This window comes from Sphaerospermopsis sp. LEGE 08334 (assembly GCF_015207205.1).
Taxonomy (GTDB): Bacteria; Cyanobacteriota; Cyanobacteriia; order Cyanobacteriales; family Nostocaceae; genus Sphaerospermopsis.
The window spans coordinates 92,412-117,590 of sequence record NZ_JADEXH010000010.1 but is presented as its reverse complement, the minus strand read 5'-3'; the positions used below and the strand labels follow the sequence as shown (position 1 = coordinate 117,590).

The 25,179-nt window shown below is 36.5% G+C and carries 25 protein-coding genes and 1 pseudogene; 13 read left to right on the top strand and 13 right to left on the bottom strand.

The features are described 5' to 3' along the window. Positions 1 to 36: 36 nt before the first annotated feature. Positions 37 to 387, bottom strand: a complete 351-nt coding sequence (locus tag IQ237_RS07880; protein ID WP_194053877.1) for a hypothetical protein — start codon at positions 385 to 387, stop codon at positions 37 to 39. A 353-nt stretch (positions 388 to 740) separates the two neighbouring features. On the opposite strand from IQ237_RS07880, the gene IQ237_RS07875 reads away from it, so the two are divergent. Beyond that, on the top strand, positions 741 to 1,649 hold the full coding sequence (locus IQ237_RS07875; RefSeq protein WP_194053949.1) for a DMT family transporter: 909 nt from the start codon (positions 741 to 743) through the stop codon (positions 1,647 to 1,649). A 98-nt stretch (positions 1,650 to 1,747) separates the two neighbouring features. On the opposite strand, the gene IQ237_RS26885 is transcribed toward IQ237_RS07875, so the two are convergent. Together IQ237_RS26885 and IQ237_RS07865 are read right to left on the bottom strand one after the other, a co-directional pair. Next, entirely contained in the window at positions 1,748 to 2,089 is a 342-nt protein-coding gene (locus IQ237_RS26885; protein ID WP_309225714.1) for an adenylate/guanylate cyclase domain-containing protein, read from the bottom strand. Between the two features lie 165 nt (positions 2,090 to 2,254). Next, positions 2,255 to 2,758, bottom strand: coding sequence for a pentapeptide repeat-containing protein (locus IQ237_RS07865; RefSeq protein WP_194053875.1), 504 nt, complete (start codon positions 2,756 to 2,758; stop codon positions 2,255 to 2,257). Positions 2,759 to 2,782: 24 nt separating this feature from the next. Between IQ237_RS07865 and IQ237_RS07860 the strand changes: the two genes are divergently transcribed. Further along, positions 2,783 to 3,292: a YraN family protein gene (locus IQ237_RS07860; protein ID WP_194053873.1), complete on the top strand. Its 510-nt coding sequence runs from the start codon at positions 2,783 to 2,785 to the stop codon at positions 3,290 to 3,292. A 119-nt stretch (positions 3,293 to 3,411) separates the two neighbouring features. Here IQ237_RS07860 and IQ237_RS07855 read toward each other — a convergent pair whose 3' ends face one another. After that, on the bottom strand, positions 3,412 to 3,801 hold the full coding sequence (locus IQ237_RS07855) for a hypothetical protein (protein ID WP_194053871.1): 390 nt from the start codon (positions 3,799 to 3,801) through the stop codon (positions 3,412 to 3,414). A gap of 275 nt (positions 3,802 to 4,076) precedes the next feature. On the opposite strand from IQ237_RS07855, the gene queA reads away from it, so the two are divergent. Together queA and IQ237_RS07845 are read left to right on the top strand one after the other, a co-directional pair. Continuing rightward, a complete protein-coding gene (queA, locus tag IQ237_RS07850; RefSeq protein ID WP_194053948.1) occupies positions 4,077 to 5,201 on the top strand; it encodes a tRNA preQ1(34) S-adenosylmethionine ribosyltransferase-isomerase QueA in 1,125 nt (374 codons plus the stop codon). Positions 5,202 to 5,383: 182 nt separating this feature from the next. Then, on the top strand, positions 5,384 to 6,535 hold the full coding sequence (locus IQ237_RS07845) for a tetratricopeptide repeat protein (protein WP_194053869.1): 1,152 nt from the start codon (positions 5,384 to 5,386) through the stop codon (positions 6,533 to 6,535). Positions 6,536 to 6,673: 138 nt separating this feature from the next. Here the strand turns inward: IQ237_RS07845 and IQ237_RS07840 are convergent, their stop codons facing one another. Further along, the gene (locus IQ237_RS07840; protein ID WP_194053867.1) at positions 6,674 to 7,369 is read right to left on the bottom strand and encodes a TrkA family potassium uptake protein; all 696 of its coding nucleotides are present in this window, start codon (positions 7,367 to 7,369) and stop codon (positions 6,674 to 6,676) included. Positions 7,370 to 7,525: 156 nt separating this feature from the next. Then, positions 7,526 to 8,860 (bottom strand): TrkH family potassium uptake protein, encoded by a 1,335-nt coding sequence (locus IQ237_RS07835; RefSeq protein WP_194053866.1) that lies wholly within the window; start codon positions 8,858 to 8,860, stop codon positions 7,526 to 7,528. 286 nt (positions 8,861 to 9,146) lie between these two features. On the opposite strand from IQ237_RS07835, the gene IQ237_RS07830 reads away from it, so the two are divergent. The 5 genes and pseudogenes from IQ237_RS07830 to coaE all read left to right on the top strand — a co-directional run bounded on the left by IQ237_RS07830 (position 9,147) and on the right by coaE (position 14,126). After that, on the top strand, positions 9,147 to 9,989 hold the full coding sequence (locus tag IQ237_RS07830) for a methyltransferase domain-containing protein (protein ID WP_194053865.1): 843 nt from the start codon (positions 9,147 to 9,149) through the stop codon (positions 9,987 to 9,989). 92 nt (positions 9,990 to 10,081) lie between these two features. Further along, complete coding sequence (locus IQ237_RS07825) at positions 10,082 to 11,023, top strand: homogentisate phytyltransferase (RefSeq protein WP_194053863.1); 942 nt, start codon at positions 10,082 to 10,084, stop codon at positions 11,021 to 11,023. Positions 11,024 to 11,044: 21 nt separating this feature from the next. Next, positions 11,045 to 11,506 carry a M48 family metallopeptidase gene (locus IQ237_RS07820; RefSeq protein ID WP_194053946.1) on the top strand — a complete coding sequence of 154 codons (462 nt, stop codon included), beginning with the start codon at positions 11,045 to 11,047 and terminating at the stop codon, positions 11,504 to 11,506. A gap of 128 nt (positions 11,507 to 11,634) precedes the next feature. Then, a pseudogene (gene cobA / locus IQ237_RS27010) lies at positions 11,635 to 13,223 on the top strand (uroporphyrinogen-III C-methyltransferase); the annotation flags it as partial. Positions 13,224 to 13,541: 318 nt separating this feature from the next. Next, positions 13,542 to 14,126, top strand: coding sequence for a dephospho-CoA kinase (gene coaE, locus IQ237_RS07805; RefSeq protein ID WP_194053859.1), 585 nt, complete (start codon positions 13,542 to 13,544; stop codon positions 14,124 to 14,126). Between the two features lie 261 nt (positions 14,127 to 14,387). On the opposite strand, the gene IQ237_RS07800 is transcribed toward coaE, so the two are convergent. The 6 genes from IQ237_RS07800 to IQ237_RS07775 all read right to left on the bottom strand — a co-directional run bounded on the left by IQ237_RS07800 (position 14,388) and on the right by IQ237_RS07775 (position 19,325). Then, complete coding sequence (locus tag IQ237_RS07800) at positions 14,388 to 15,782, bottom strand: TldD/PmbA family protein (RefSeq protein WP_194053857.1); 1,395 nt, start codon at positions 15,780 to 15,782, stop codon at positions 14,388 to 14,390. 166 nt (positions 15,783 to 15,948) lie between these two features. Further along, positions 15,949 to 16,362 carry a hypothetical protein gene (locus IQ237_RS07795; protein WP_194053855.1) on the bottom strand — a complete coding sequence of 138 codons (414 nt, stop codon included), beginning with the start codon at positions 16,360 to 16,362 and terminating at the stop codon, positions 15,949 to 15,951. A gap of 1 nt (position 16,363) precedes the next feature. Further along, on the bottom strand, positions 16,364 to 16,948 hold the full coding sequence (locus tag IQ237_RS07790; RefSeq protein WP_228019845.1) for a protein kinase: 585 nt from the start codon (positions 16,946 to 16,948) through the stop codon (positions 16,364 to 16,366). A gap of 594 nt (positions 16,949 to 17,542) precedes the next feature. Next, positions 17,543 to 17,962 (bottom strand): type II toxin-antitoxin system VapC family toxin, encoded by a 420-nt coding sequence (locus IQ237_RS07785; RefSeq protein ID WP_194053853.1) that lies wholly within the window; start codon positions 17,960 to 17,962, stop codon positions 17,543 to 17,545. Further along, the gene (locus tag IQ237_RS07780) at positions 17,943 to 18,206 is read right to left on the bottom strand and encodes a hypothetical protein (protein WP_194053851.1); all 264 of its coding nucleotides are present in this window, start codon (positions 18,204 to 18,206) and stop codon (positions 17,943 to 17,945) included. The genes IQ237_RS07785 and IQ237_RS07780 overlap by 20 nt, the downstream gene beginning before the upstream one ends. 279 nt (positions 18,207 to 18,485) lie before the next feature. Next, positions 18,486 to 19,325, bottom strand: a complete 840-nt coding sequence (locus IQ237_RS07775; protein WP_194053849.1) for an FAD-binding domain-containing protein — start codon at positions 19,323 to 19,325, stop codon at positions 18,486 to 18,488. A 105-nt stretch (positions 19,326 to 19,430) separates the two neighbouring features. Here IQ237_RS07775 and IQ237_RS07770 point away from each other — a divergent pair, with 105 nt between their 5' ends. From IQ237_RS07770 to IQ237_RS07755, 4 genes are all read left to right on the top strand, one after another. Beyond that, positions 19,431 to 21,353 (top strand): lipoxygenase family protein, encoded by a 1,923-nt coding sequence (locus tag IQ237_RS07770; protein ID WP_194053848.1) that lies wholly within the window; start codon positions 19,431 to 19,433, stop codon positions 21,351 to 21,353. A gap of 142 nt (positions 21,354 to 21,495) precedes the next feature. Continuing rightward, positions 21,496 to 21,972: a thioredoxin-dependent thiol peroxidase gene (bcp, locus tag IQ237_RS07765; protein ID WP_194053847.1), complete on the top strand. Its 477-nt coding sequence runs from the start codon at positions 21,496 to 21,498 to the stop codon at positions 21,970 to 21,972. A 92-nt stretch (positions 21,973 to 22,064) separates the two neighbouring features. Next, positions 22,065 to 22,721 carry a type I restriction endonuclease gene (locus IQ237_RS07760; protein ID WP_194053846.1) on the top strand — a complete coding sequence of 219 codons (657 nt, stop codon included), beginning with the start codon at positions 22,065 to 22,067 and terminating at the stop codon, positions 22,719 to 22,721. Between the two features lie 15 nt (positions 22,722 to 22,736). Continuing rightward, the gene (locus IQ237_RS07755) at positions 22,737 to 23,909 is read left to right on the top strand and encodes an IscS subfamily cysteine desulfurase (protein ID WP_194053845.1); all 1,173 of its coding nucleotides are present in this window, start codon (positions 22,737 to 22,739) and stop codon (positions 23,907 to 23,909) included. Positions 23,910 to 24,093: 184 nt separating this feature from the next. Here the strand turns inward: IQ237_RS07755 and IQ237_RS07750 are convergent, their stop codons facing one another. Continuing rightward, positions 24,094 to 25,152 carry a cyanophycinase gene (locus IQ237_RS07750; protein ID WP_194053943.1) on the bottom strand — a complete coding sequence of 353 codons (1,059 nt, stop codon included), beginning with the start codon at positions 25,150 to 25,152 and terminating at the stop codon, positions 24,094 to 24,096. Positions 25,153 to 25,179: the final 27 nt, after the last annotated feature.

Genomic DNA, 25,179 nt, shown 5'->3' with positions numbered 1-25,179 from the left:
CCAAAATCTAAAATCTAAAATCTAAAATCGAATGACTCACCAATTTTTACCTAACAGAGATTCAAATTCAGCTTGTAAAGCTTTAATTTCCCCAACTCTAGCTACTAGCAAATTATCTCTTCCAGCATCTTGTAATCTAGCTTTCCAATATTGAATAGTCTCTGCATTATTCAACCAAAATTCAATCACTGTATCTACCACCTGATCTAAATTCCAACTACCAGCAGTTGGAACTGATTCTACAGATTCTAGAAACGCATCTAATGTACAAGTTTGAGTTCCCAAATATTCAACTTTTTGGTGTAGAGGTTTTTCTAAACTTTGTTGTTGGTGATTGAAAAAGTATAAAATTGGAGATACTCCTACAATGTCAAAAGTATAGTTCATGCCAATCCTCCAAATCTGTTGTCATTCGTCATTAGTCATTCGTCATTAGTCATTAGTTTTCTAAACTTGACCTCTGATTTTGACTTTTGAATTGATATGTTCCCTATTTCCTGTTCCCTTGATTGATGAGTAATTGCCAAGTCAAAATTTATGGCTATATTTATGGCTATATATTCAAATATAACGACAAAAAACAGAAATTACAAGTTCAATTTACCGATTTTAAAAAATTTTAAAAATTTAGCACTTGTAAACTGAGAGTGCTAATTTTAAGTCCCATTATTTGATATATTATAAAAATAGTTTTCAGACTTAATTGGGGAGTTAAGATCATTTTTAATAGTTTCTTAGTTATTGGCTTAACTAATGGTACAGGTGAATTAGCAGCCTTGTCTGCTGCTGGTTTCTGGGCGATCGCTTCTGTGGTATATGGAGTATTGGGGCAGCGCATTCCGCCCTTACAGCTAAACTTAATCAAAGGCATAATAGCGATCGCACTGTTGCTAATTACAATTTTAGTCAGTGATGATTTTCAGCCCACCCTTGCACCATTAACCTTATTATTTCTCCTCCTCAGTGGTGCAGTGGGTATTGGTTTAGGAGATACAGCTTTTTTAGCAGCTATCAACCGAATCGGACCCCGTAGAGTTTTGCTTTTGGGAACTTTAGCCCCTCCCATGAGTGCGATCGCTGCTACAATTTTTCTCCAAGAAAGTCTTAACATCAACGCTTGGTGTGGTGTTTTACTCACTATTTTAGGTATTGCTTGGGTTGTTACCGAAAGAACTAGTAATAATATTGAAAGTGCAACCACACAACTATGGCCAGGAATAGGGTTAGGTTTGTTAGCAGCAACAGCTAACGCCATCGGTGCTGTTTTTTCCCGTGCAGCATTTACAGGTACGAATATTTCCCCTTTGTGGGCAGCATTATTCAGATTAATTGCCGGAGTATTAATAATCTTAATTTGGGCATTATTTCCCAGTCAAAGAAATCACGTTTTCGGATATCCTTATTGGCAGTCAAGACGAGTTATATTAGCCAGTTTTTTAGCTGCTTTTTTAGGCACTTATTTAGGAATTTGGTTACAACAAACAGCAATTAAATTAACTAACGTGGGTATTGCCTCAACCCTCATGCAAACCAGCCCTATACTTGTAATTCCCATTGCTATGTTTATGGGTGAAAAAGTCAGTTGGAGAGCAATTATTGGTGTAATAGTTGCAATTATGGGGATTGGCTTATTATTTTATCAAAAGTGAGCAGTGACTGGTGATAGGAAATCATTAATTACCTATTACCAATTAAAAAATAAGTTGTCATTATTCCTCTACCCTTAACTTGAATTTCACCCCGGTTTTCAAGGAGTAGCTAAACCACCAATTACCATATAAGCATCACCAATAGTTTTGATTTTTGCTAAACCATAAAAATCAGCTAATCTATCAAAACTAGAAAAAATTTCATTCAAAGAATTTACTAATTCTATCGGCGATATTTGAGCAGATAAACCAGTAAAATTCACAATATCCGCAAACAAAATTGTCACCTCATCAAATCTGTTAGCGATCGCGCTTTCTTCTTCCTTTAATTTTTGGGCAATTTCTGAGGGTAAAATATTCAATAATAAGCGTTCTGATTTTGCTTGTTCATCCCTTAAAATAGATTCGATTTTTTGGCGATCGTGAATTTCTTTTCTCACTCTTCCAAACCCGCCCGGAGCTTAATTTCCATGCGGGTTTGGAAGCTAAACAAAAAAGCTATTTGTAGCCTAAGTTGACACCAATGAGCATTGCTAAACCCCTACACAGGAGTCACAATGTTTGATCAAGCTGACTACTGACTGCTGATAGCCGAATAGTGGTAACTACGGGCAAAATAAAGTATCTCGTGTATCCCTACCCGTTACAGGATTAGTACCTTGAGCCAACTTGCATAATTTTTTTTGCTCATCTGAACGCAGCAGCACATCAGTAAAATCAGCACCATCAATTATTGCACCATCAAATTTGGCACTAGCCGCAAATGCACCTTCTAAAACAGCATTAGTTAAATTAGCTTTAATCAAACGTGCAGAATCTAAGGTAGCATTAGTTAAATCAGCCCCCGTTAAATTTGCTGACTCTAAGTTTGCAGCAAAAAAGCTGACACCACGCAAGTTCGCACCACTAAAATTACTCTGACGAAGGTTAGCCTTAGTGAAGCTAGAATCTGTTAAATCACGTCCAGAAAAATCTGCTTCTATCAAAATTTCTTTGTTGTATTCTAGTGCTAAAGCCGTGGATGCTAAACCCAATAATGCTGTTATGGGAATGATCGCCCAAAGCAGTAAACTGAGGATAAGTGACAAAAAACGATACTGAATATTCATGGTATTTTTTTAGATTATTAATTCATGCCTAAATCTCCTCCATCTAATTATGCTGATATTGGTGACACAGGAGAAGACCTAGTAGCACAGTGGTTAAAATCTACAGGTTGGGAAATTCTGCACCGTCGCTTTTCTTGTCGCTGGGGAGAAATTGATATTATTGCCCAGTACCACGATACAAAAGAAACAGCAAACAAGCAAACCACCAATCATCAAAACTCAATACTGGCATTTGTAGAGGTAAAAACCCGCAGTTCTGGTAGTTGGGATGCTGGAGGTAGAAACGCTATCACCCCACAAAAACAAGCAAAACTCTGTCACACAGCAGGAATATTTTTAGCTCAGTATCCTGAAAAAGCTGATTATTCTTGTCGTTTTGATGTCGCTATTGTCTTTTGTCAACGCTTGCCCAAAAATGTTGTCAAGGATATAGTTACCCCCCAAACCTTAGCTAGTTTATCAATACCTGGTTATGAGTTTAAGCTGCTCGAATACATTCCAGCAGCCTTTGATCTATCAACCATAAATTGGTAATTAGTCATTAGTCATTAGTTATTAGTTATTAGTTATTAGTCATTAGTTATTGGGCATGGGGCTAGTCATCCTCCCAGTCACCAGTCACCAATCACCAATCACCAATCACCTACCTATTTTCAAGCCAAAGTTTCTGGACAATAGCCTAAACCTCGGACAAATTGTTGTCGGAATGCTTCAATTTCCTCTTTTTCTGGACTACCATGCGATACGATAGCTACTTGGTAGCGACGCATTACATCCACCGGATACTGTCCCGTCTCCAAGCTCCAAAGTGCCATTTGTATCCTCATGGGTGGCTCATAACTAATTCCTAATTCATTGAAGAAAGCCCGAAAATCACCATCTTCTTGGGCTGAGATCGCTTCTCTAAGTTTAATCCTCACTACCCAACCATCAATTTGATGAATTACGGTGATAAAAGAAACAGGAGTTTGGGGTCTGTTGTGCAGGTGTTGAACGACCCTGAGCGTTAGACTAGCATTTGCCAGGTAATATAAATATTCCATTATGGTGTTTGGGATCAAATCCAATCCTACATCTATATCTTCCTGGATCAAGGATAGTTCCTGCTAGGGTAAAAGTCCCCGTTTTTATATGGGGAGATTTACCCAATTTTGGTGATTGGTGATTGGTGATTGGTGATTGGTGATTGGTGATTGGTGATTGGGAAAGATGAATAAATAACCCAATGCCCATTACCCATTACCAATTACCCATTACCAATTACCCATTACCAATTACCAATTACCCATTACCTATTACCCGTTTACCTTTTAGAAAAATGTCTAACTTAGAAAATCAAGGTGTGGATTTAGACCGTTCTTTATCTGGCTATGATTATGAACTACCGACGGAATTAATTGCCCAAAACCCGGCTGTTCCTAGAGATAGTTCTCGTTTGTTGGTGATAGATTCCCTGAGTACGGGAGTTGAAAAACCAGCACTTGATTACATTTTCCGAGATTTAGTGGAAATCCTCAAACCAGGGGATTTGTTAGTGATGAATAATACGAAAGTTATTCCAGCCAGGTTATATGGCCGCAAATCTACGGGTGCTGAGGTGGAGGTTTTGCTGTTGGAAGAACGACAGCATAACTGTTGGTTGGCTTTGGTGAAGCCGGGAAAATACTTTAAACCAGGAACTCAGATTATTTTTGATGGGCAAAAATTAGCTGCGGGTAATGAACTAACAGCGACAGTTGTAGCAAGAGATGAAGCTACTGGGGGGCGGTTATTGCAGTTTGATTTACCGGAAAATGTCCCTTTGGTGCAAGTATTGGAGAAGTTCGGGGAAATTCCTTTACCTCCTTATATTAATGCTTCTACTGCGGCTGATGAACAATATCAAACAGTATATGCTCAAGAACAGGGGGCGATCGCCGCACCAACGGCAGGGTTACACTTTACACCAGAACTTTTACAAAAATTGCGCGATATTGGTATTAATCAAGCTTTTTTAACTTTGCACGTAGGAGTCGGTACTTTTCGTCCTGTCGAAGTAGAAGATGTGACAACTCACCAAATGCACGAAGAATGGATTGAGGTGAGCGAAGCTACAGTAGAACAAATTCAGGCTACTAAGGCTGCTGGAGGGCGAATTATTGCTGTTGGTACTACAGTAGTCCGGGCGTTAGAAGGTGCGGCACAATCAGGGGATTTACAACCTTATGTGGGCAAGGTAAATTTATTTATTTATCCTGGTTATCAATGGCGAGTGGTACAAGGTTTAATTACGAATTTTCACTTACCCCGATCTAGTTTATTGATGTTGGTAAGTGCGTTGATTGATAGAGAAAGATTGTTAAAAATTTATGAACAAGCGATCGCATCTCGATATCGTTTTTATTCCTTTGGTGATGCCATGCTGATCTTACCTCAAGCAACTATTAATGCTGGTGATTGGTGATTGGTGATTGGTGATTGGTGATTGGTGATTGGTGATTGGTGATTGGTGATTGGTGACTGGTGATTGGTGATTGGGAATAATATTACCCATTACCTATTTAAGAATTAAATTGTGAATTTTTGATGTAGTTATGGGTACTCTGATTGTGTGAGGATATCAACTATAAATACAAGGCTGGTAAAATGTCTAAAATAATGCAATTAAATCAATGCTTACACAGGCAATTGAAAGGAACATTTGACAAAATTTCTGTCAAGGGATGGGGACTGCTGTTTGCTTCCTCAGCATTTTTAGTAGTGGGTTTACCGACAATTATAGATTTACCAGGTAGTAAGCTGTTGGCGCAGAATGTGGTTTCTCAAGATTTGGATGCAGCTATGTTGTACCAAATGGGAGTGACACGCTATAACCGCAAAGACTTTCAGGGTGCAGAATCAGCTTTTCGTCAAGCTTTGCAGCGAGATCCTAATATTGGGTTAGCGCGGAATTATTTAGGCAATATTTTCATGCAGCAAAATCGCCTAGAGTTGGCGGTACAAGAATATGGGGAAGCGGTAAGACTGATTCCTAATTTTGGCGATGCTTATTACAATTTGGGGTTAGCTTTGCAAAGACAAGGACAAAACGAAGCGGCGATCACTGCTTATCGTCAAGCGTTGGTAGTTAGTCCCACAATGGCCAATGCTCATTATAATCTAGGCTTGGTTTTGTATGAACAGGAACTGCGCCAGGAAGCGATCGCAGCTTACGAACAAGCTATTAATTTAGATAGCAGTAAAGTGGATGCTTATTTAAATTTAGCGATCGCTCTTCAACAAGAAGGTCAGATAGAACAAGCAATTTCTAATTATCGTCAAATTTTAAAGTTAGATCCTCAAAACAACATAGCATACAATAATTTGGGTGCTTTGTTAGTTATTCAAGGTCAACCTTTAGAAGCTATTGCTGTTTACCAACAAGCTATTCGTCAAAATCCCAAAAATGCTGTAGCTTACTATAACTTAGGAGTAACTTTATATAATCAGGGCAATCTCAAAGCAGCTAATCAAGCATTAAAACGCGCCCGTAAAGAATATGTTGAACAGGGTAATACTGAACAAGCTGCAAAAATTGATGAGATGACACAGAAACTTACCGCCTATTTAACACCCAAAAAACCAGAAGTTAATCAAACCACAACTACAACACCCACTCCTGAAAGTGATAATAACGCTGATATTATATTGCCACCACCTGAGCAAGTTGTACCAGTTAATCCCACAGATCAACCTAACATCTTTGAACTACAGTTACCACAGCCAGAACAATTGCCAACAAATTCTCCATCAAATTAGAAGTAATGGGTAATTGGGAATTGGTAATTCAATTTTGGATTTTAGATTTTGGATTTTGGATGGTTTTTGTCAATTCCAATCTAAAATCTAAAATCTAAAATCTAAAATTTTCTTCCCCAGTCACCAGTCCCCAGTCACCTAAATTGGTAAACGATTAATATCTTTATTACAACCAATTACCACCATAGCCGAACCACGTTCTAAACGCTTAGTGGGGTCAGGATTAATCTTAAATTTACCATCCTGACTTACTGCTAACAAATTTAAACCATAACGGTTTCTCAGTTGAATTTCTGCAACAGTTTTACCGTGAAATTCATCAGGGACAATTACTTCAACAATGCTATTATCTGGATCGAGATCAAAGCGATCTAAAATTGATGGTTTAGTTAATGTCCTTGCTAAAGCACAACCAGCTTCATATTCTGGGAAAACTACATGATCTGCTCCCACTCTTTTTAATAGCTTGCGGTGAACTTCACTAGAAGCTTTAGCAACTACATGAGGTACACCAGCTTCTTTGACATTGAGAGTGGTGATAATACTTTCTTGAATATAGTTACCAATAGCTACAATTACTGTATCAAATTCAAAAATACCAGCTTCTTTGAGTGCAGCAGGTTCTGTTGAGTCTAGTTGTACAGCATGACTGACTATTTCATCAGTTAAAGCTTCAGAAACTCGCTTTTCATCAACATCTGTAGCTAGAACTTGATAACCTAAACTGTGCAGTGTTGCACAAACAGAACGACCAAAACGACCTAATCCAATTACAGCAAATTGGTGGTTATCTTGTCGTAAACTGCGAAAAAATTTTAATGATGAAAGGTTCATGGTTTGCTAGGGAATAGGGAATAGGGAATAGGGAACAGAAGGCAAAAGGCAAAAGGCAAAAGTAGGGAATATGGCATAAAAAATAGTGTTTACCGATAATTAACAATTACCAATTACCCAATCACCAATCACCAATCACCAATCACCAATCACCCATTAACCAACAAGTAAATTTTCTTCAGGATAGTGAACTCTACTAGGACGAGGATCACCTAACATAGCTGACATTAATAATAAAACACCGACTCTACCAATATACATTGTGATAATTAAAATTATTTTGGCTGCCATAGAAACAGTACCAGTAATACCTGTAGATAAACCAACTGTAGCAAAAGCTGATACCACTTCAAAAAGAATTTGAATAAACTCTAATTTTGGGTCTGTAATACTAATTAAAATTGTTCCAGCAATCACTGTAGCGAGAGAACCGAAAACTACACCTATAGCTTTTAAAATCAGTGATATTGCTATCTTACGGTCATATAGCAAAACTTCCTCTTTCCCTTGGAGGATTGCTCTTGTACAACTGGTGAGAACTCTTAAAGTCGTGGTTTTTATACCTCCTCCTGTACCACCAGGACTAGCACCAATAAACATCATGGCAATAGTTATAAACAAGCCTGCATCAGTCATTTGTCCAATATCAATGCTGTTAAATCCAGCAGTTCTAGTAGTTACCGATTGAAACCAAGCTAATAATAAATCGTCAGGTAAATTAAAATTACCAAATGTGTTAGTATTTCTGATTTCTATACAGAAAAATGCTATTGTTCCTAAGATTAAAAGAATCAAAGTTGTGCTAGTAGCCACTTTAAAATCAAGAGAAAACACCAAAGCATTTGTTTTTCGTAATAATCTATTACGCAACCAAATATATATATCTAAAATTACTTGATAACCAATGCCGCCAAAAATAATTAATCCGCTGATAGTAAAAACTACTAAACCAGAATTTTGATATCCCATTAAACTATCTTTGAACAAACTAAATCCAGCATTATTCCAAGCACTGATACTATGAAAAATAGCTAACCAAATTCCTTGATTCCAGCCAAAATCTTTAACAAAAGCTGGCAGTAATAAAAATATGCCAGTGATTTCAAAAATCAAGGTGGTAGCAATAATTGAACGGATAATTTGACTACTACCACTCATTCCAGGGCGGTCTAAAGCTTGTTGAATTGCTACTTTGTGCCGCAAGTCAAATCTTCTACCAATTAACAAAATCAAAAAGGTAGTAGTGGTCATATACCCTAAACCACCAATTTGGGCCAACATAAGAATAAATAATTGACCCCAAAAAGAAAAATCAGTACCAGTATCAACCACAGCTAAACCTGTCACACAAACTGCGGATGTTGACGTGAATAGTGCTACAATGGGGTCATTCCAAGTACCATTGCTAGTTGAGAAAGGCATCATTAGTAGGATGGTTCCTGCCAGTATGACAGTCAGAAATCCTAAGCAGATTGTCCGAGCAGCAGTCATAACTAATTTACAATTTTCCTATAAAAGCAAAATCGCCTGATCTAATTAAATACACAGATGGTAGCCTAAAAATATATTTTTTGTCAGAAGTTAGGAGTCAGTCGTAGGGGCAACCCCTTGTGGTTGCCCTCTTGAGTCAAGAGTCAGAATTTTTAATGAGACCGTAGAATATCACTGGCGTGATTTTTGGCGTAACCTTTAAAAAGCTAACAAACTGATTGCTGAACACTGATAGCTGAATGCTGACTATTTTTTTAACTTCGGCTTGGTCTTTATCTGTGGATTCATGAGTACAACACTTTATCAGCAAATTAAAGAATTTTATGATGCTTCCTCTGGTTTGTGGGAGCAAATTTGGGGAGAACATATGCACCACGGCTATTATGGTGCAGATGGTAAGCAGCAAAAAGAACGTCGTCAGGCACAAATTGATTTAATCGAAGAAGTGCTGAACTGGTCAGGGGTCAAGGATGCAGAAAATATCCTCGATGTGGGTTGTGGTATTGGTGGCAGTTCTTTATACCTTGCTCAAAAGTTTAATGCTCAGTCTACAGGCATCACACTTAGCCCTGTACAAGCTGCTAGAGCCAAGGAAAGAGCCTTGGAGGCTAATTTGGGTTCTAGGAGTAATTTTCTGGTTGCCAATGCCCAAGAAATGCCTTTTGCTGATGCTTCTTTTGACCTGGTGTGGTCTTTAGAAAGTGGCGAACATATGCCAGATAAAACCAAGTTTTTGCAAGAGTGTTACCGAGTTTTAAAGCCTGGTGGTACTTTGATTATGGTTACATGGTGTCATCGTCCTACGGATGTTTCACCTTTGACTGTGGATGAGCAAAAGCATTTACAGGACATTTATCGGGTTTATTGTTTACCCTATGTGATTTCCTTGCCAGAGTATGAGGCGATCGCTCTTCAATTACCATTAAATAACATTCGCACCGCTGATTGGTCCACTGCTGTTGCTCCTTTTTGGAATTTTGTGATTGACTCGGCTTTTACTCCTCAAGCATTTTTGGGTTTACTGTTTTCGGGTTGGAGTACAATTCAAGGGGCGCTTTCTTTGGGGTTGATGAGTCGTGGTTATGAACGGGGTTTGATTCGGTTTGGGTTGTTGTGTGGGAAGAAATAATTGATAATTGACAATTGACAATTGATAATTTGTTATTAGCCTATGGATTTATGCCTAGGTTCAATCTAAAATCTAAAATCTAAAATCGAGTAATGAATCAGTTTTTTCAACAAAATTCACCTATTTTTCCGGGAAGTTGGCTTTATGCTTTTTGGAAGTTTTCCCGCCCACATACTATTATTGGCACAAGTTTAAGTGTTTTGGGTTTATATTTACTAACGCTTGGTGTCACTTCCACAAATTTTACTCTAGCGCATTTAGGTCAAATTTTCGGAACTTGGTTAGCTTGTATCTGTGGCAATATCTATATTGTTGGTTTGAACCAATTACAAGATGTAGATATTGACAAAATTAATAAACCTCATTTACCTCTAGCTTCAGGAGAATTTTCTAGAGAACAAGGAACTTTAATAGTTGTTATTACTGGTATTTTAGCTTTGGTTGTCGCTTGGCTAAATGGTCCTTATTTATTAGGAATGGTGGGGATAAGTTTATTAATTGGTACTGCTTATTCTTTACCACCTATTCGTTTAAAACAATTTCCTTTTTGGGCAGCTTTGTGTATTTTTTCCGTGCGGGGAACGATTGTTAATTTAGGACTGTTTTTACATTTTAGTTGGTTGTTACAAAGAAGCCAAGGTATACCTGCTGCTGTTTGGGTTTTGACAGCTTTTATTTTGGTGTTTACATTTGCGATCGCTATCTTTAAAGATATCCCTGATTTGGAAGGAGACAAACTTTATAATATTACCACTTTTACTATACAATTAGGACAAAGAAAAGTATTTAAACTCGCCCTTTGGGTATTAACAGTTTGTTATCTAGGGATGATGTTTGTGGGTATATTCAGATTGGCTGAAGTGAATCCTATCTTTCTCTTTATTAGTCATCTTATACCCTTAGTTTTAATCTGGAGAAAAAGTCAAAAAGTGGACTTGCAAAACAAAAGCGAAATTGCTCAATTTTATCAGTTTATCTGGAAACTGTTTTTTATAGAATATCTGATTTTTCCTATTGCTGCTATTTTAGCTTAGTTCTACCAGGGATTTACAATGATGTTAGAAAATTCACAACTGAGTAATATAATTGCCATTTCTTTAGTCACTGTTAGTATCAGCTTTTTGATTTATTTTGCCGTTAAAACATTAATAACCTCAAATTTATTTCAAAAAGGAGTTAATCTTTTTCAAGCAAAAGACTATGCAGGTGCAGAACAAGCTTTTCGGCAAGTAATAGCAATAAATTCTACTAATGATGTAGTGAGGTTGTTATTAGGTGATTTGTTAAACAAACAAGGTAAAATTGAAGAAGCTAAGGAAGTATTTAGTGATGTAATTACTCGCAGTCCCAAAAATCCCGATGCTTATTTAAGGTTAGCTAATATTCAACTTTTGCAAGACGAAAAAGCAGAAGCACTCCAAAATTTACAAACATCAAAAGCTTTATTTCAGAAACAACGTCAACCGCAAAAAGCAGCAACTATCGAGAAAATTCTTAAAGAGATAGGGAAGAGGTGACTGGGGACTGGGGACTGGGGACTGGTGATTGGTGATTGGGTAAATACAAATTAATAACTAATGACTAATAACTAATAACTAATAACTAATAACTAATAACTAATAACTAATAACTAATGACCAAAAAGAAAGTTTACATCGTTGGTGCAGGACCTGGAGACGTGGCATATTTAACAGTTAAAGCTTATCGTCTCTTGGCATCTGCTGAAGTTTTAATTTATGATGCTTTAGTAGATAAGGAATTATTAGAATGTGTACCACCAAATTGTTTAAAATTAGATGTGGGTAAACGTGGAGGTAAACCCAGCACACCCCAAGGAGAAATTAACAGTTTATTGGTGAAGTATTGCCGGGAAGGTCAACAAGTTGTTAGACTTAAATCAGGTGATCCGTTTATTTTTGGACGTTGTATTTCAGAAATAGAAGCGTTAAAAGCAGCGGGTTGTGAGTATGAAGTCATACTAGGAATTTCTTCAGCTTTAGCAGCACCTTTATTAGCAGGAATACCCCTCACAGATACCGTACTCAGTCGCTGTTTTGCAGTATTAACAGCACACGAACCAGAGGTTTTAGACTGGGAAGCATTATCAAGATTAGAAACTTTAGTAATTTTGATGGGGGGAAAACATCTAGCGGAGATTGTCCATCAACTGCTAAGATATGGGAAATCCCAATCTACACCTATTGCTATCATCCGTTGGGCAGGAACTCCCAGTCAAGAAGTGTGGATAAGTGAACTTGGTAATATTTTGACAAAAACTACGGGTTTATATTTATCCCCATCTGTAATTGTTATTGGTGAAGTTGTAGGATTACGGAAGTTCCTGTAATATGAAAAAATATACAATATTATAAATTGCTAAATTGTTCCTCTTACAACTATAAAATCGTGCATAGTAATATACCTATCTCCCCATCCCCCCATCCTCCTACTTTTCCCCTCGCAGGTAAAACCATTCTCGTTACCCGTTCTGTGGGACAGTCTAGCCAATTTAGCGATCGCTTGACTGCCGAAGGTGCTACAGTAATTGAACTACCAGCTTTGGAAATTGGACCTCCTACCAGTTGGCAACTTTTAGATCAAGCAATATCCAATTTATCAACTTTTGACTGGTTAATTCTCACTTCTACTAACGGTGTAGATTACTTTTTTGAGAGACTTCAAGCTAAAGGTAAAGATAAAAGCGCCTTAGCTAAGGTAAAAATTGCGGTTGTGGGTCAAAAAACCGCCCAAAGTCTGGCAAAACACGATATTCAACCAGATTTTATTCCTCCTCACTTTATTGCTGACTCTTTAGTTATCAACTTTCCTGAAAATTTATCAGGTAAAAAGATTTTATTTCCCAGAGTGGAAAGCGGTGGAAGACAAGTTTTAGTCCAAGAATTAACGTCTCAGGGTGCGGAAGTCAGAGAAGTTCCCGCTTATGAATCTTTCTGTCCCCAAACTATTCCCCCAGCAGCAGAAAAAGCTTTGCAAAACCACTCTTTAGATTTAATTACCTTTGCTAGTTCTAAAACTGTACAATTTTTCTGTCTATTAACAGCAACAAAATTTCCAGAAGGAATTACACATTATCTAGACAAAACTTGCATAGCTTCCATCGGTCCCCAAACTTCTAAAACTTGTTTTGATTTATTCGGTAGAGTCGATTTAGAAGCAGAAGAATACACTGTTGAAGGATTAATAAAAGCAATTATTCAATGGGCAAATAAGTGATAGTTGATAGTTGATAGTTGATAGTTGATAGGTGATTGGGTAAATATAATAAATTAATAACTAACTAATACAGCATTTCCCGGTGTAATGAGGTACACTTGATTTTAAGACACAAGGTAAAATTCAAGAAACAAGAAGATTAGACTGTACCTCATAACAAAGGAATCTGCTGTAACTAATGACTAATAACTAATAACTAATGACTAATAACTAATAACTAATAACTAATAACTAATAACTAATAACTAATAACTAATAACTAATGACTAATAACTAATGACTAATAACTAATAACTAATAACTAATAACTAATAACTAATGAATAAAAGACTAATTGGTTTAACAGGTGGTATTGCTACAGGTAAAAGTACAGTGGCTAATTATTTAGCTACTGCTTATAACTTACCAATTTTAGATGCAGATATTTATGCTAGAGATGCTGTATCTGTGGGTTCTCCCATTCTCTTAAAAATTGCCGAACGTTACGGTAAAGAAACAATTTTATTAGCAGATGGTAATTTAAATCGTGCTAAATTGGGAGAAATAATTTTCAATCAACCAGCGGAAAGGGTTTGGGTAGAAAATGTTATTCATCCCTATGTGAGAAATTGGTTTTTAAAAACTATTCATGAATCATCTGCACCTACTTTAGTATTAGTTATTCCTCTATTATTTGAAGCTGGTTTAGAAAATTTAGTGAGTGAAATTTGGGTTGTTTCTTGTTCAGAAGTACAGCAAAAACAAAGATTAATTCAAAGGAATAATTTAACAGATGAACAAGCAGCAGCAAGAATTAATAGTCAATTACCATTATCAGAAAAAATTGCCCGTGCGGATGTGGTTTTAGATAATTCTTCTACTTTAGAATCACTTTTACAACAGATAGATAAAGTGATAAAATAATAATACAGCAGTTTCGAGGTAAATGAGGTACAAGGTTAACAGGCAGGATGCCTGTTCCACAAGGGTTTTATGATTTGAGTTTGTACCTCACTGGTATGAAATATGCTGTATCATGAATATGATTCAATAATGGACAATTACCTCTCTTTGAAAGTCAGAGTCTTGAAAAAGCGGAATTTTTGGCTTTTCTCCCCTGGAAAGGGGAGATTTTAAACATGGAATTAAACAATTATCAATTGTCAATTGTCAATTATCAATTAGTTAGCTTTCTCCCCCCACAACCACATCTCGAATACGCAAAGAAGGACCACCGCAACCTACAGGTAAACCGTTTTGTCCACCTTTACCACATCCACCGGACTCATCCCAGTAAAAATCATCACCTATCGCTTCAATATCTGCAAGGGTTTGAAAAACATTGCCAGAAAGTGTAACATCTTTTACAGGTTCAGCTATTTCGCCATTTCTAATCATCCACGCTTCACCCGCGCTAAAAGTGAACATTTCCCCGTTTGTCATCCCTCCTAACCAGTTACGTGCATATACTCCTTCTTTGATATCTGTGAATAAATCTGCTACTGGGGTTTTGCCTCTTTCTATCCAGGTATTTGTCATCCGTACAATGGGGGAGTAGTGATAATCGAGACAACGGGTGTTCCCTGTGGGCGCTTCGTCTAATTTACCCGCAGTTTCACGAGAATGCAAACGTCCGACTAATACCCCATCTTTAATTAATTGTGTAGTTGTGGCAGGTGTACCTTCATCATCGTAAAAATAACTACCTCTATGACCTTGGGGTGCAGCACCATCAAAAATTTGCAGTTCTTCTGAACCAAAACGCCTTCCCAGGGTCATAACTTCGAGTAAATCAGGGTTTTCATAGGCCATATCTGCTTCGGAAAGATGTCCAAAAGCTTCATGAACAAATAAACCTGTAAGTATGGGGTCAATGACGACGGTATAAGTATTACCTTTAACTGATGGTAAGGATAAAGCTGTTACTGCTCTTTCCGCTGCGCTTTTAACTTGAGTATCTAAATTGACTAAATCTTCAAAAGCTTTGCGTGATCCTGTGGTTTCTCTCCCTGTTTGTACAGTGTCACCATTCCTTGCTGTAGCTGCAAAGCGCATTTCCATGTCTACCCAAGATTGATCTATTAATGTTCCTTCAGATGTAGCAATAATTACTCTTTGGGAGCTGTCACCATAGCGGACTGAGGTAGTGGTGATGCGAGAATCAACGCTTTTTAATAATTCTGTGTAGCGATCGCACAGTTCTTTTTTTTGTTTCAGGGAAACTGTACGGGGATCAATACCTGTGAGGGGTAAATTACATAATGCTTGGATGGGATCAATGGGTGCGAGGATGGTTTCTTCATCTCCCACTATCCTAGCAGCAGCGATCGCTTCTTCTATTCGTTCTTCGATAGTAGCTAACTGGTTGAAACTACTGAAACCCCAGCCACCTTTATGACAAGCGCGAACATGGCCACCGATAGAAATACCTTCGCTGAGGGTTTCTACCTTTTCACCACGCAATAAAATATCTGTTCCTTCAGCTTCTTCTAAGCGAATCATGAGATAATCGACACGGGAGGAATAGCGAGTGATTAAATCAGAGAGTAAATTTTGGATGTCAGCAAGGAGTTTAGGCATTCTGGTTAGTGAGGATTATAAAATATACTTAGTTCCTAACTATTTATTCCAATTTTACTATTAATGGCACAATATATGGGAATATAATAATTAAACGCAGATGAACGCAGATGAACGCAGATGATTTACAGTTTTATAATCAAGTTTGTATCATGTATTTTGTTCATCAAAAAACATATTTTTCAGCTACTTTCCAATAACGGGAAAACCGTTTTAAATCAATAAAACCATCATAATCAAAAAACGGTTCAACTTCAAATATTTCTAATTTCAATTTCTTTTCAATCTGATCACAAATATCATCAAATCTGGGACTGGGACTATCCGTAGTTACCACCAATTTAGCATCATTTTCTTGAGCAAATTTAATAATTTCCTCGGCTACATTTCCCCGACGAATTTCTACAGGTAATTCTAGCAAACACTCATATATAAAAGTTATCCTTTTTAAACTTAATTGCCACTCTTCTATTAAAGCATCATCCCAAACCCAAATTGCTGGGGTGTTAGGATATTCTTGTAAAGTTGGGTTTTGAGGACTTAAACAATCTCCATTTATCCAAATAATTGGTTTATTCATATCAGATATATTTTAACAAAGCTTCTTTAAATTCTATCACACTTTGAAAATAAATTTGCGGTTTTTCGGTTAAAGCTAAATCTATCACTTCTGCTAATTTTTCAGGAATACTATGATCACGTTGACGAATGGGTACAGGATGATTATTCAAAATACTACTCCAAGGATCACCATCAAAATCACGGGGAAATTTCCCTGTTAACATATTATATAAACAAGCTGCACTTGCCCAAACATCAACTTCTGGTAAGGAATGTTTAAAATCTAATACTTGTTGACGGCACATAAATACAGGAGTTCCCATTTTTGTACCTGTGAAAGTTTGTCCACTTAAACCAGCTAAATCAAAAGCTTTTGCTAAACCATAATCTCCGATTTTCACCACCATTTTACCATTATTTTTAGTAATAAAAATATTGTTGGGTTTTAAATCTCGATGAACTAAACCTTTACCTTTTCCGAGTCTTCCATCTGCTAATCTCACATAAGAAACTTCGACGTTATGGGCATAATTTAAACCATCGAGAACTTGGACAATAATATCAATAGCAAGATTAACTTTGCGGTTGTTTGTTTTGGGGTTCAATCAATATTATATTCGGTTGGTGTTTTTTTTATCACGCAGAGTCGCAGAGTCGCAGAGAGAATATGAGTTATTTGTATCTGATTTGAGAAAAAAGTTTTTCTTGCAATAAAGGGGGGTCTATTCTCATTATTATTGAAAATGGTGTCAATAAATCAACGATTTTTGGTGATTTCAGCTTGGGGGGTTGACAGTGTTCTGAGTTTTGGGTATGCTTATGTTATGTCTAGAAATCTGTTTGCGCCATATATAACAGGTTTTGAATTTTTTGGGTTTAGTCTCACGCAAAGACGCAGAGACGCAAAGAAGAAATTGTCTGAATCAGGATAACCAGGATTTAAGGATTTACAGGATATTATTGGATGATTGATAGTTAATACCAGTATGTAGGTTGGGTTGAACGAAGTAAAACTCAAAACTTACATTTTACAAAGTTTTCAGGTGTTGTGTCCCAATTCAGAGAAGTTAGAGTAAAAAATCAAAAACTAAAATCGTTAATTCTGTAACTCGTTTCAACACCAAATAAATCATCTAAAAATTACCATGTCGCGTATTTAATTCACCTGAACCGAACAACCCAACGTACATATATATTGTTTAGATATTGAAAAATTCTTGACTCCAATCTTGAATTTCTAAACCTTCTATTTTCTCAAAATGTTTCAGATTATTAGTAACAATAACTAAATTATTTGCTATGGCAATTCCAGCTATGAGAATATCAATATCATCAACTGGCGTACCTTTACTTCGTAAATTGGCATAAATATCAGCAGCGATTGTTGTAGAATTTGTAGTTAGAGGTAAAATCCTATGGTATGAGATAAATTCTGAGAAAGATGTTAGTTGTTTTTGTGCGTCACGATGTTTTAACCCACTGAGAATTTCATAATAAGTGATAATGCTAATATTAAGTTGATGATGCTCTTGGAGATATGTTTCAAATTGTTGAACAACCAGTCTGTGATTGCGGAAAAAAAACGATAAAATATTGGTATCAATCAAAGCTGGTTTCATCACTTCTTCTCTCGAAAAATGCTTGCTGACGACGAGTTTCTATTTCTTCATTAAAACTAGCAAATGTTTCATCTGACATATCATTCCAACAACCAGCAAACCGCATAGTTTTTTCTAGTGAACCTGGAGATAATTCTGCATTTAATCGAAAATAATGAATAAAGTGATATAGTTCTTCTAATTTATCTTCTGGGATGAGATTGATTTCTGTAATCACTTTTGTACGTGGGTTAAATGTATCCATATAGCAAATTAATGTAGATGAACTAACAGATGTATTAATTATATTATAACTACTAATATTCAGATTTTCAAGTTGGGGATTTTTTTGTCTGAATCAGGATGTCCAGGATTTGAGGATGTACAGGATGTGATTGAATGATTGTTTTTGGGAAGTTGGGGATTTTTCAGGATGTTTTTGAATGATTATTTTTGAATAATTTAAACCATCTAAAAATTACCATCCTGTACATCCTTTAATCCTGGATATCCTGATTCAGACAAATGTAAAATTAAGAAAATTTTACCTTCCTTTTTTCCCCTTCTGCCAACTTTGACTATTAGGTTTTTTACTAAACTCACCCTTGGGAAAAAGTCGCGCTTCCAACTCCTCATAACTACCTTCAAAATCACACTTACCATAAAGCGGACATTGACGACAATAAACCCCTTTTGTATAACGTTCTAAATTTTCCCGATTGAAAAAATAAGGTTTATGACTAAAGGTACTCGCTACCCATTGCCATGACATATTATTACTCGCAGGATCACCATCTAACAAATGTTGTAAAAACCATTTTGCACCTGCTTGCCATTGAATACGTCGCCAATGGATAATATAAGCTGCTAACCACATTCTAATATGGTTGTGTAAATAGCCAGTTTCCCGTAATTCTTGACTAAAATTATCAATACAAACCAGTCCCGTTTTACCTTCCGTAATATCTGACGGTAACTTTACTGCGTAATCTGCTACTTTATAACCAGTTTTGTATTCTTCTTGATTTTCCCAAATACCTTTTTCCAGCTTACTATATAACCTTTGCCAATAATCACGCCATCCTAATTCATTAATTAATTTACTTGCATCCTCTGGATTTTGTACCCGTTCTAAAATATCATTTCTAATTTCTCGTAAACTTAAAACACCATGACGAATATAAGGTGATAATCTAGTAACTGCACCAGTTAAAGAATTGCGTGTTTTTGCGTAGGCGATCGCATCTACTTGTTTTAGCTTTTCCTCTGCTGCTTTCCTACCTCCCACAGTTTCGCTGATGTGATCATCTCGTTCTGCGGCTTGGGGAAATTGTTCCCGTATGTAATCTATTAACTCATCTCGGTTAGTAAAATCACGTAACATAGTTTTCTTGCTTGAGAATTAAATATAATCAAAATTGGAAATAGTGGCAATTTAAATATAACTGTATTATCCTCTACATTATATCAAGTTTTACCTCCAAAAACCATGACAAAACACCCATCTTTGCAAGAACAACAAGGTTACTATCGCTATGACCCTAGTATATTGGATCAAAAAGGATATGCAAGGTTATTTCCTTACACTGGGGAAGATGGCGTTATCCGTTATATTTTAACCAAACTCAGCGAAAATTTGGTAGAACAGGGGAAACTCTCAGAACCTTGGACTTTATTACTGAGTCAGTTAGATCAAAAAGTTGCAGAATTAGAGGAAAATTGGTTAAACCTGACAACTTTATTGGTAGACTGTAAAGTTTTTCAATCAGGTTGGTTTAATTTGGATTTACCGCCCAATGAACAATTTAATAGTAGCTATATACAAGAAAGAAAAAAATTAATTCAAACAATTTCTGCTATTAAAAAAGCCGTCGAAAATGTAGATAGAAATTTACCTCCCCTCACAAAAAACGCAGAACAAAGAAATTTATTTTACCAAGTATTAGCGAAAAAAGCAGATGTTAAACCTCCTGTTATGAGTATAATTCATGAACGAGATGGAGGTTTGAGCGATAGAGAATTTGTCCGTCAACGTTTAGCTGGTGCTAACCCGACAATTATCCGCAGAGTGCAAACAAATGATCAAAGTTTGATTCAAACTTTAGCTACTCAACCTTACAAATTAGCTAATAACGGTACTGTTGATTTAATCAAATCTGCCAGTGAAAATCAGTTGTTTATTGCTGACTATCCAATTTTTAAAGATTTGAAAATTACAGACTTACAAACTGGTAAATATGTAGGTAGTCCAGTAGCTTTATTTCACAATACAGAAAAAGGTTTAGAACCTATACTAATTCAATTAGAAAAATGTCGAGTAGTCACACCAGGAATTACAGGAGAACCAGCAGATGATTGGATGAGAGCAAAGTTATATTTTCAAACTGCGGATGCTACCCATCATGAATTAATTGCCCATTTAGCTTATACTCATTTAGCAATGGAATCTTTGTCTATTGCTACTTCTAGACAAATACCAACTAATCACCCAGTTTATCAATTATTATCTCCCCATTTTAAATTTTTAATTGCCATTAATAACCGGGGAAATAGTATATTGTTAGCAGAAGGAGCAGCAATTGATAATTTAATGGCTCCTACTATCAAAACTTCTGGTAACTTGATGAATAAAGCCTATCGAGAAAAGTCTTTTTGGTATTATTCTCTGTTGAATGATATTGAAGTCAGAGGAATAGAACCGAAATTATTACCAGACTTTCCTTATCGGGATGATGCGTTGCTATTATGGGAGGCGATCGCCAAATACACAACTCGCTATTTACAACGTTACTACCCAGACGACAAAGCAGTACAACAAGACATTTACTTACAAAATTGGGCTGAAGAACTAAGCGCACCTTTAAACACCCGCCCTAAGTCAGACTTTCCCCAAGCACCCGCATGGTTGCCTAAAGAAATGGTAGCAGCATCAGGAATAGAACCCCAAGAAATTCCTTCCTATCCCCGCGTACCAGGGTTTACAAAAATCGGTAGTTTGCAACAATTAATAGACATTGCCACCATCGTTATTTTTACCTGTGGACCCCAACACGCAGCTTTGAATTTTAGTCAATACGATTATTTTGGTTATGTTCCTAACGCACCCTTAGCAAATTATATTCGTCCTGGTACACCAGCCAGTTTAGAGGAAATTTTACCATCAACAGCAAGAGATTTAGAGCAAATGCAATTAACCTTTGCATTAAGTGGAATTAACTGGAGTAAATTAGGAAGTTCTGATGTCATTCAATTTGCAGATAAAATTGATCGGCAAATTCTCGCCCATTTTCAAAGTGATTTGTTAGAGATTGAAAGTAAAATTAAATCCCGAAATCAACAACGCTTCCTAGAAACAGGTGTGGAATATCCCTATCTTTTACCTTCTCGAATACCCAACAGTATTAATATTTGAGGAGAAAAGATTTATAATTAACCGCAGATGGACGCAGATGAACACAGATAAATTGATAATTCATGATTTTATGATCATCTTACTATCTGCGCTTATCCGCGTTTATCTGCGTTAAAAATTATTTATTTTTCATCATTCCATCATGACCAACATTCCCGAAATTGGACAACCCGCACCTGATTTTTCTACCCCAGATCAAAATGATCAACTTGTTAAACTATCTGAATTAAATCAGTGGATAGTCCTTTATTTCTACCCCAAAGATGACACCCCCGGATGTACCACAGAAGCCAAAGATTTCACCGATTTAGCCGCAGAATTTACCGCTTTAGGTGCTACAATCATCGGTGTAAGTCCAGATCCAAGTAAATCCCATTGCAAATTTATCGCCAAACATAACTTATCAATTACCCTATTAACTGACCCCGAACATCAATTAATAGAAACTTACGGTGGATGGCGTTTAAAGAAATTTATGGGTAAAGAATATATGGGTGTTGCGCGTTCAACATTTTTAATTTCACCTGATAAAATCATTGCCTATTCTTGGCCAAACGTCAAAACAAAAGGTCATGCACAAGCAGTCTTGAAAAAACTCCAAGAATTAACCACCAAATAACAGTTTGTAGTGAGCGATTTATCGCTCTCTCCTTAAAATAATCATCCAGGCTTTATAATGAAAATAGACCTCTATTTAATTTTTGGATAAATATGGTTCAGATTATCCAAGCACAGAATATTACCCTTGCGGAATTAAAACAAAAATTTGCCCTGCACAAATCTAAAGACGAACTTTTTTTTACAGAATGGCAAACAGATTTACCTAACATTTCAGAACTAGAACAACAATTTTTAGACCGAGTAAAAAAGAATTATCTGAACTTGGTAGAAAAATCTAGTCCTTTAGAAGATGCTGTTAAATTAGTGGTATTATCTCCCTTACTAGATTTAGCTGGTTTCTATGAATCTCCTTTTTATATTGCCACAGAAGAACCTATAGAAATTAGTGAAACAATCTTCACAGATGATGAAGAAACAGGAGAAGAAATTACAGAGATGATTAAAGGTAAAATAGATGTTTTAGTTCTTCAACAGCAGTTATGGTTATTGGTGATTGAAGCTAAAAGGGCTAATTTTTCTCTAGCTAAAGCCATACCCCAAGCACTTACTTATATGTTAGCCAATCCTCACCCGAATTATCCTCTATATTCCTTAGTAATTAATGGTGAAGATTTCCAATTTATCAAACTCATCCAAAGTGATAAACCTTGTTATGCTTTGTCTGATAGGTTCACTTTATATAGAAGGGAAAACGAACTTTATCAGATTTTGAAAATCCTCAAAAAAATAGGTAAAATATTAACTTAATTGTTGAGTTTAGTTATGTCTAATCGTCCCATCTACCTCGATAATCACGCTACCACCCCCGTAGATGAAAGGGTACTCAATGCCATGATACCTTACTTTACAGAAAAGTTTGGAAATCCTGCTAGTATTAGTCATGTTTACGGTTGGGAAGGTGAAGCAGCAGTTAAACAAACTAGGGAAATTTTAGCAAATGCTATTAACGCTAACCCGGAAGAAATTGTTTTTACCAGTGGTGCAACGGAAGCGAATAATTTAGCTATTAAAGGTGTTGCAGAAGCTTATTTTTCCAAAGGTCAACATATTGTTACTTTAGCAACGGAACATAAAGCAGTTTTAGACCCTTGTGAATATTTACAAAACATGGGTTTTGAAATTACAATTCTCCCAGTCAAAAAAGATGGATTAATTGATTTAGAACAATTAGAAAAAGCCTTGCGTGATGATACAATTTTAGTATCTGTCATGGCTGCAAATAATGAAATTGGTGTTTTACAACCTTTAGCAGAAATCGGTAAAATATGCCGAGAAAAAAACATTATATTTCATACAGATGCAGCGCAAGCTATTGGTAAAATACCTTTAGATGTGCAAGAATTAAACATTGATTTAATGTCTTTAACCGCCCATAAAGTTTATGGTCCTAAAGGTATTGGTGCTTTATATGTTCGTAGACGTAACCCCAGAGTGAAATTAGCAGCACAACAACATGGGGGAGGACATGAAAGAGGGATGCGTTCTGGAACTTTATACACACCGCAAATTGTAGGTTTTGGTAAAGCGGTGGAAATTGCTTTAACAGAACAAGAAACGGAAAATTTGAGGTTAAAAGAATTAAGAGAAAGACTGTGGAAACAGTTATCAACTTTAGAGGGAATTTATCTCAATGGACATTCCCAAAAAAGGTTAGCGGGAAACTTAAATATTAGTGTGGATGGTGTGGATGGTGCAGCACTTTCTTTAGGTTTACAACCAATAGTAGCAGTATCTTCCGGTTCTGCTTGTTCCTCAAATAATGTTGCACCTTCCTATGTTTTAACAGCTTTAGGACATTCGGAAAAATTAGCTTATGCTTCTGTAAGATTTGGTATTGGGCGATTTAATACTGTTGAGGAAATTGATCAAGTTGCAGAACATTTAATTACTACCGTGAAAAGTTTAAGAAATTCCTCATTACTTCCTTCCCGCTAAACCTTCTCTTCCTTTGCGTACTTTGCGTACTTTGCGGTTCATTCATTTTGTCTCGTTCCCAGTCTCTGACTGGGAATGCATGAATAGAGTCTCTGACTCCAATAAAACAGAAGCCAGAGTCTTCCTTTATTCATTTCCATACAGAGCATGGAAACGAGAAATCCAAAATCCAAAATCCCATGACTCAATAAGGATCGGAATCAAATCTTCCCCGCTTCACACTTCTGAGATAATATCCTTTCGATGGGAGATTATTTAAATCAAAAGTTTCACCTCTAGGAACTCGCCAAATTTTATAGTCATAATATGTCAGAGGTTGTCCCGGTTCACAAACTTCTGGGGGATGATCTCCAAGAACAAAATAAACTGAACCCCTCCCCATAACTTTGGCAATTCCATATTTATCTACAAGTAAAGATGTTTCTTCACTAATAGCTATTCCTAATGCAGTATCAGACACACCATCTTGAATTTGTCGGGCAATAAATACCATAATTCTCCCCATTCTTTTGCGTTCATCAAAATGGGTGTCAATAATCGTTTTTCGCAAATACTTCCACTGGAAAAAGTTATAGGTAAAGGTAATATTCCTATAGGGGTCTTCCAGTGCTTCGTTAGTTTCAATACTATCTTCACAAGCGCAAGAATCATAAACAAATTCACTTTGAATCATTGCCCCTGCACTCGTGCCACCAATCGCCCCACCTTTATCATAAACTGATTTGATGGCAGCTTCTAATTTCGTGTTTTTCCAGTTGCGAATATATTCACATTGATCACCACCAGCAAAGAAAATTACACCAGCATTTCTGACTTTATCAAAAATATCCGTTTTATTTGCTTCTTGTCTGTTTCTGATGATCAAAGTTTCTACATAATTCACCCCTCTCATGTTATAAATTAGCTGATTATAATCATCGTTACCAGCAGCACGAATGACAATAACATTAACTTTTTTGTCTGAATTAGCACCTCCCCTAACTTGATTTATCATCCATTGAATTGCATCATCAATATCAGGACCACCCCCACCCAAATTATGTACAGGTCCAACTAAGATGGGTCTTTTATAATTGGGTCTATAATTGGGGGTTGGTAACGGTGGACTAACATCGCGGCTAATTTTTTCAAAGTAGCGGTCTAAGTTTGCTGTAAAGTGGGATATGAGGAAGGTTCCCATCTTCAACAACATAGTTTTTGCTTTTCTCAAGCACTTGGCTATATTTGGGAATGCCTTGGTCATATTCAGAAATGTGAAGCAAACAGCCAT

Coding starts and splice junctions, on each gene's coding strand:
- IQ237_RS07880 (WP_194053877.1), bottom strand. CDS start 387: ATGAACTATACTTTTGACATTGTAGGAGTATCTCCAATTTTATACTTT.
- IQ237_RS07865 (WP_194053875.1), bottom strand. CDS start 2,758: ATGAATATTCAGTATCGTTTTTTGTCACTTATCCTCAGTTTACTGCTT.
- IQ237_RS07860 (WP_194053873.1), top strand. CDS start 2,783: ATGCCTAAATCTCCTCCATCTAATTATGCTGATATTGGTGACACAGGA.
- IQ237_RS07855 (WP_194053871.1), bottom strand. CDS start 3,801: ATGGAATATTTATATTACCTGGCAAATGCTAGTCTAACGCTCAGGGTC.
- queA (WP_194053948.1), top strand. CDS start 4,077: ATGTCTAACTTAGAAAATCAAGGTGTGGATTTAGACCGTTCTTTATCT.
- IQ237_RS07845 (WP_194053869.1), top strand. CDS start 5,384: ATGTCTAAAATAATGCAATTAAATCAATGCTTACACAGGCAATTGAAA.
- IQ237_RS07840 (WP_194053867.1), bottom strand. CDS start 7,369: ATGAACCTTTCATCATTAAAATTTTTTCGCAGTTTACGACAAGATAAC.
- IQ237_RS07835 (WP_194053866.1), bottom strand. CDS start 8,860: ATGACTGCTGCTCGGACAATCTGCTTAGGATTTCTGACTGTCATACTG.
- IQ237_RS07830 (WP_194053865.1), top strand. CDS start 9,147: ATGAGTACAACACTTTATCAGCAAATTAAAGAATTTTATGATGCTTCC.
- IQ237_RS07825 (WP_194053863.1), top strand. CDS start 10,082: ATGAATCAGTTTTTTCAACAAAATTCACCTATTTTTCCGGGAAGTTGG.
- IQ237_RS07820 (WP_194053946.1), top strand. CDS start 11,045: ATGTTAGAAAATTCACAACTGAGTAATATAATTGCCATTTCTTTAGTC.
- coaE (WP_194053859.1), top strand. CDS start 13,542: ATGAATAAAAGACTAATTGGTTTAACAGGTGGTATTGCTACAGGTAAA.
- IQ237_RS07800 (WP_194053857.1), bottom strand. CDS start 15,782: ATGCCTAAACTCCTTGCTGACATCCAAAATTTACTCTCTGATTTAATC.
- IQ237_RS07795 (WP_194053855.1), bottom strand. CDS start 16,362: ATGAATAAACCAATTATTTGGATAAATGGAGATTGTTTAAGTCCTCAA.
- IQ237_RS07785 (WP_194053853.1), bottom strand. CDS start 17,962: ATGAAACCAGCTTTGATTGATACCAATATTTTATCGTTTTTTTTCCGC.
- IQ237_RS07780 (WP_194053851.1), bottom strand. CDS start 18,206: ATGGATACATTTAACCCACGTACAAAAGTGATTACAGAAATCAATCTC.
- IQ237_RS07775 (WP_194053849.1), bottom strand. CDS start 19,325: ATGTTACGTGATTTTACTAACCGAGATGAGTTAATAGATTACATACGG.
- IQ237_RS07770 (WP_194053848.1), top strand. CDS start 19,431: ATGACAAAACACCCATCTTTGCAAGAACAACAAGGTTACTATCGCTAT.
- bcp (WP_194053847.1), top strand. CDS start 21,496: ATGACCAACATTCCCGAAATTGGACAACCCGCACCTGATTTTTCTACC.
- IQ237_RS07760 (WP_194053846.1), top strand. CDS start 22,065: ATGGTTCAGATTATCCAAGCACAGAATATTACCCTTGCGGAATTAAAA.
- IQ237_RS07755 (WP_194053845.1), top strand. CDS start 22,737: ATGTCTAATCGTCCCATCTACCTCGATAATCACGCTACCACCCCCGTA.
- IQ237_RS07750 (WP_194053943.1), bottom strand. CDS start 25,152: ATGACCAAGGCATTCCCAAATATAGCCAAGTGCTTGAGAAAAGCAAAA.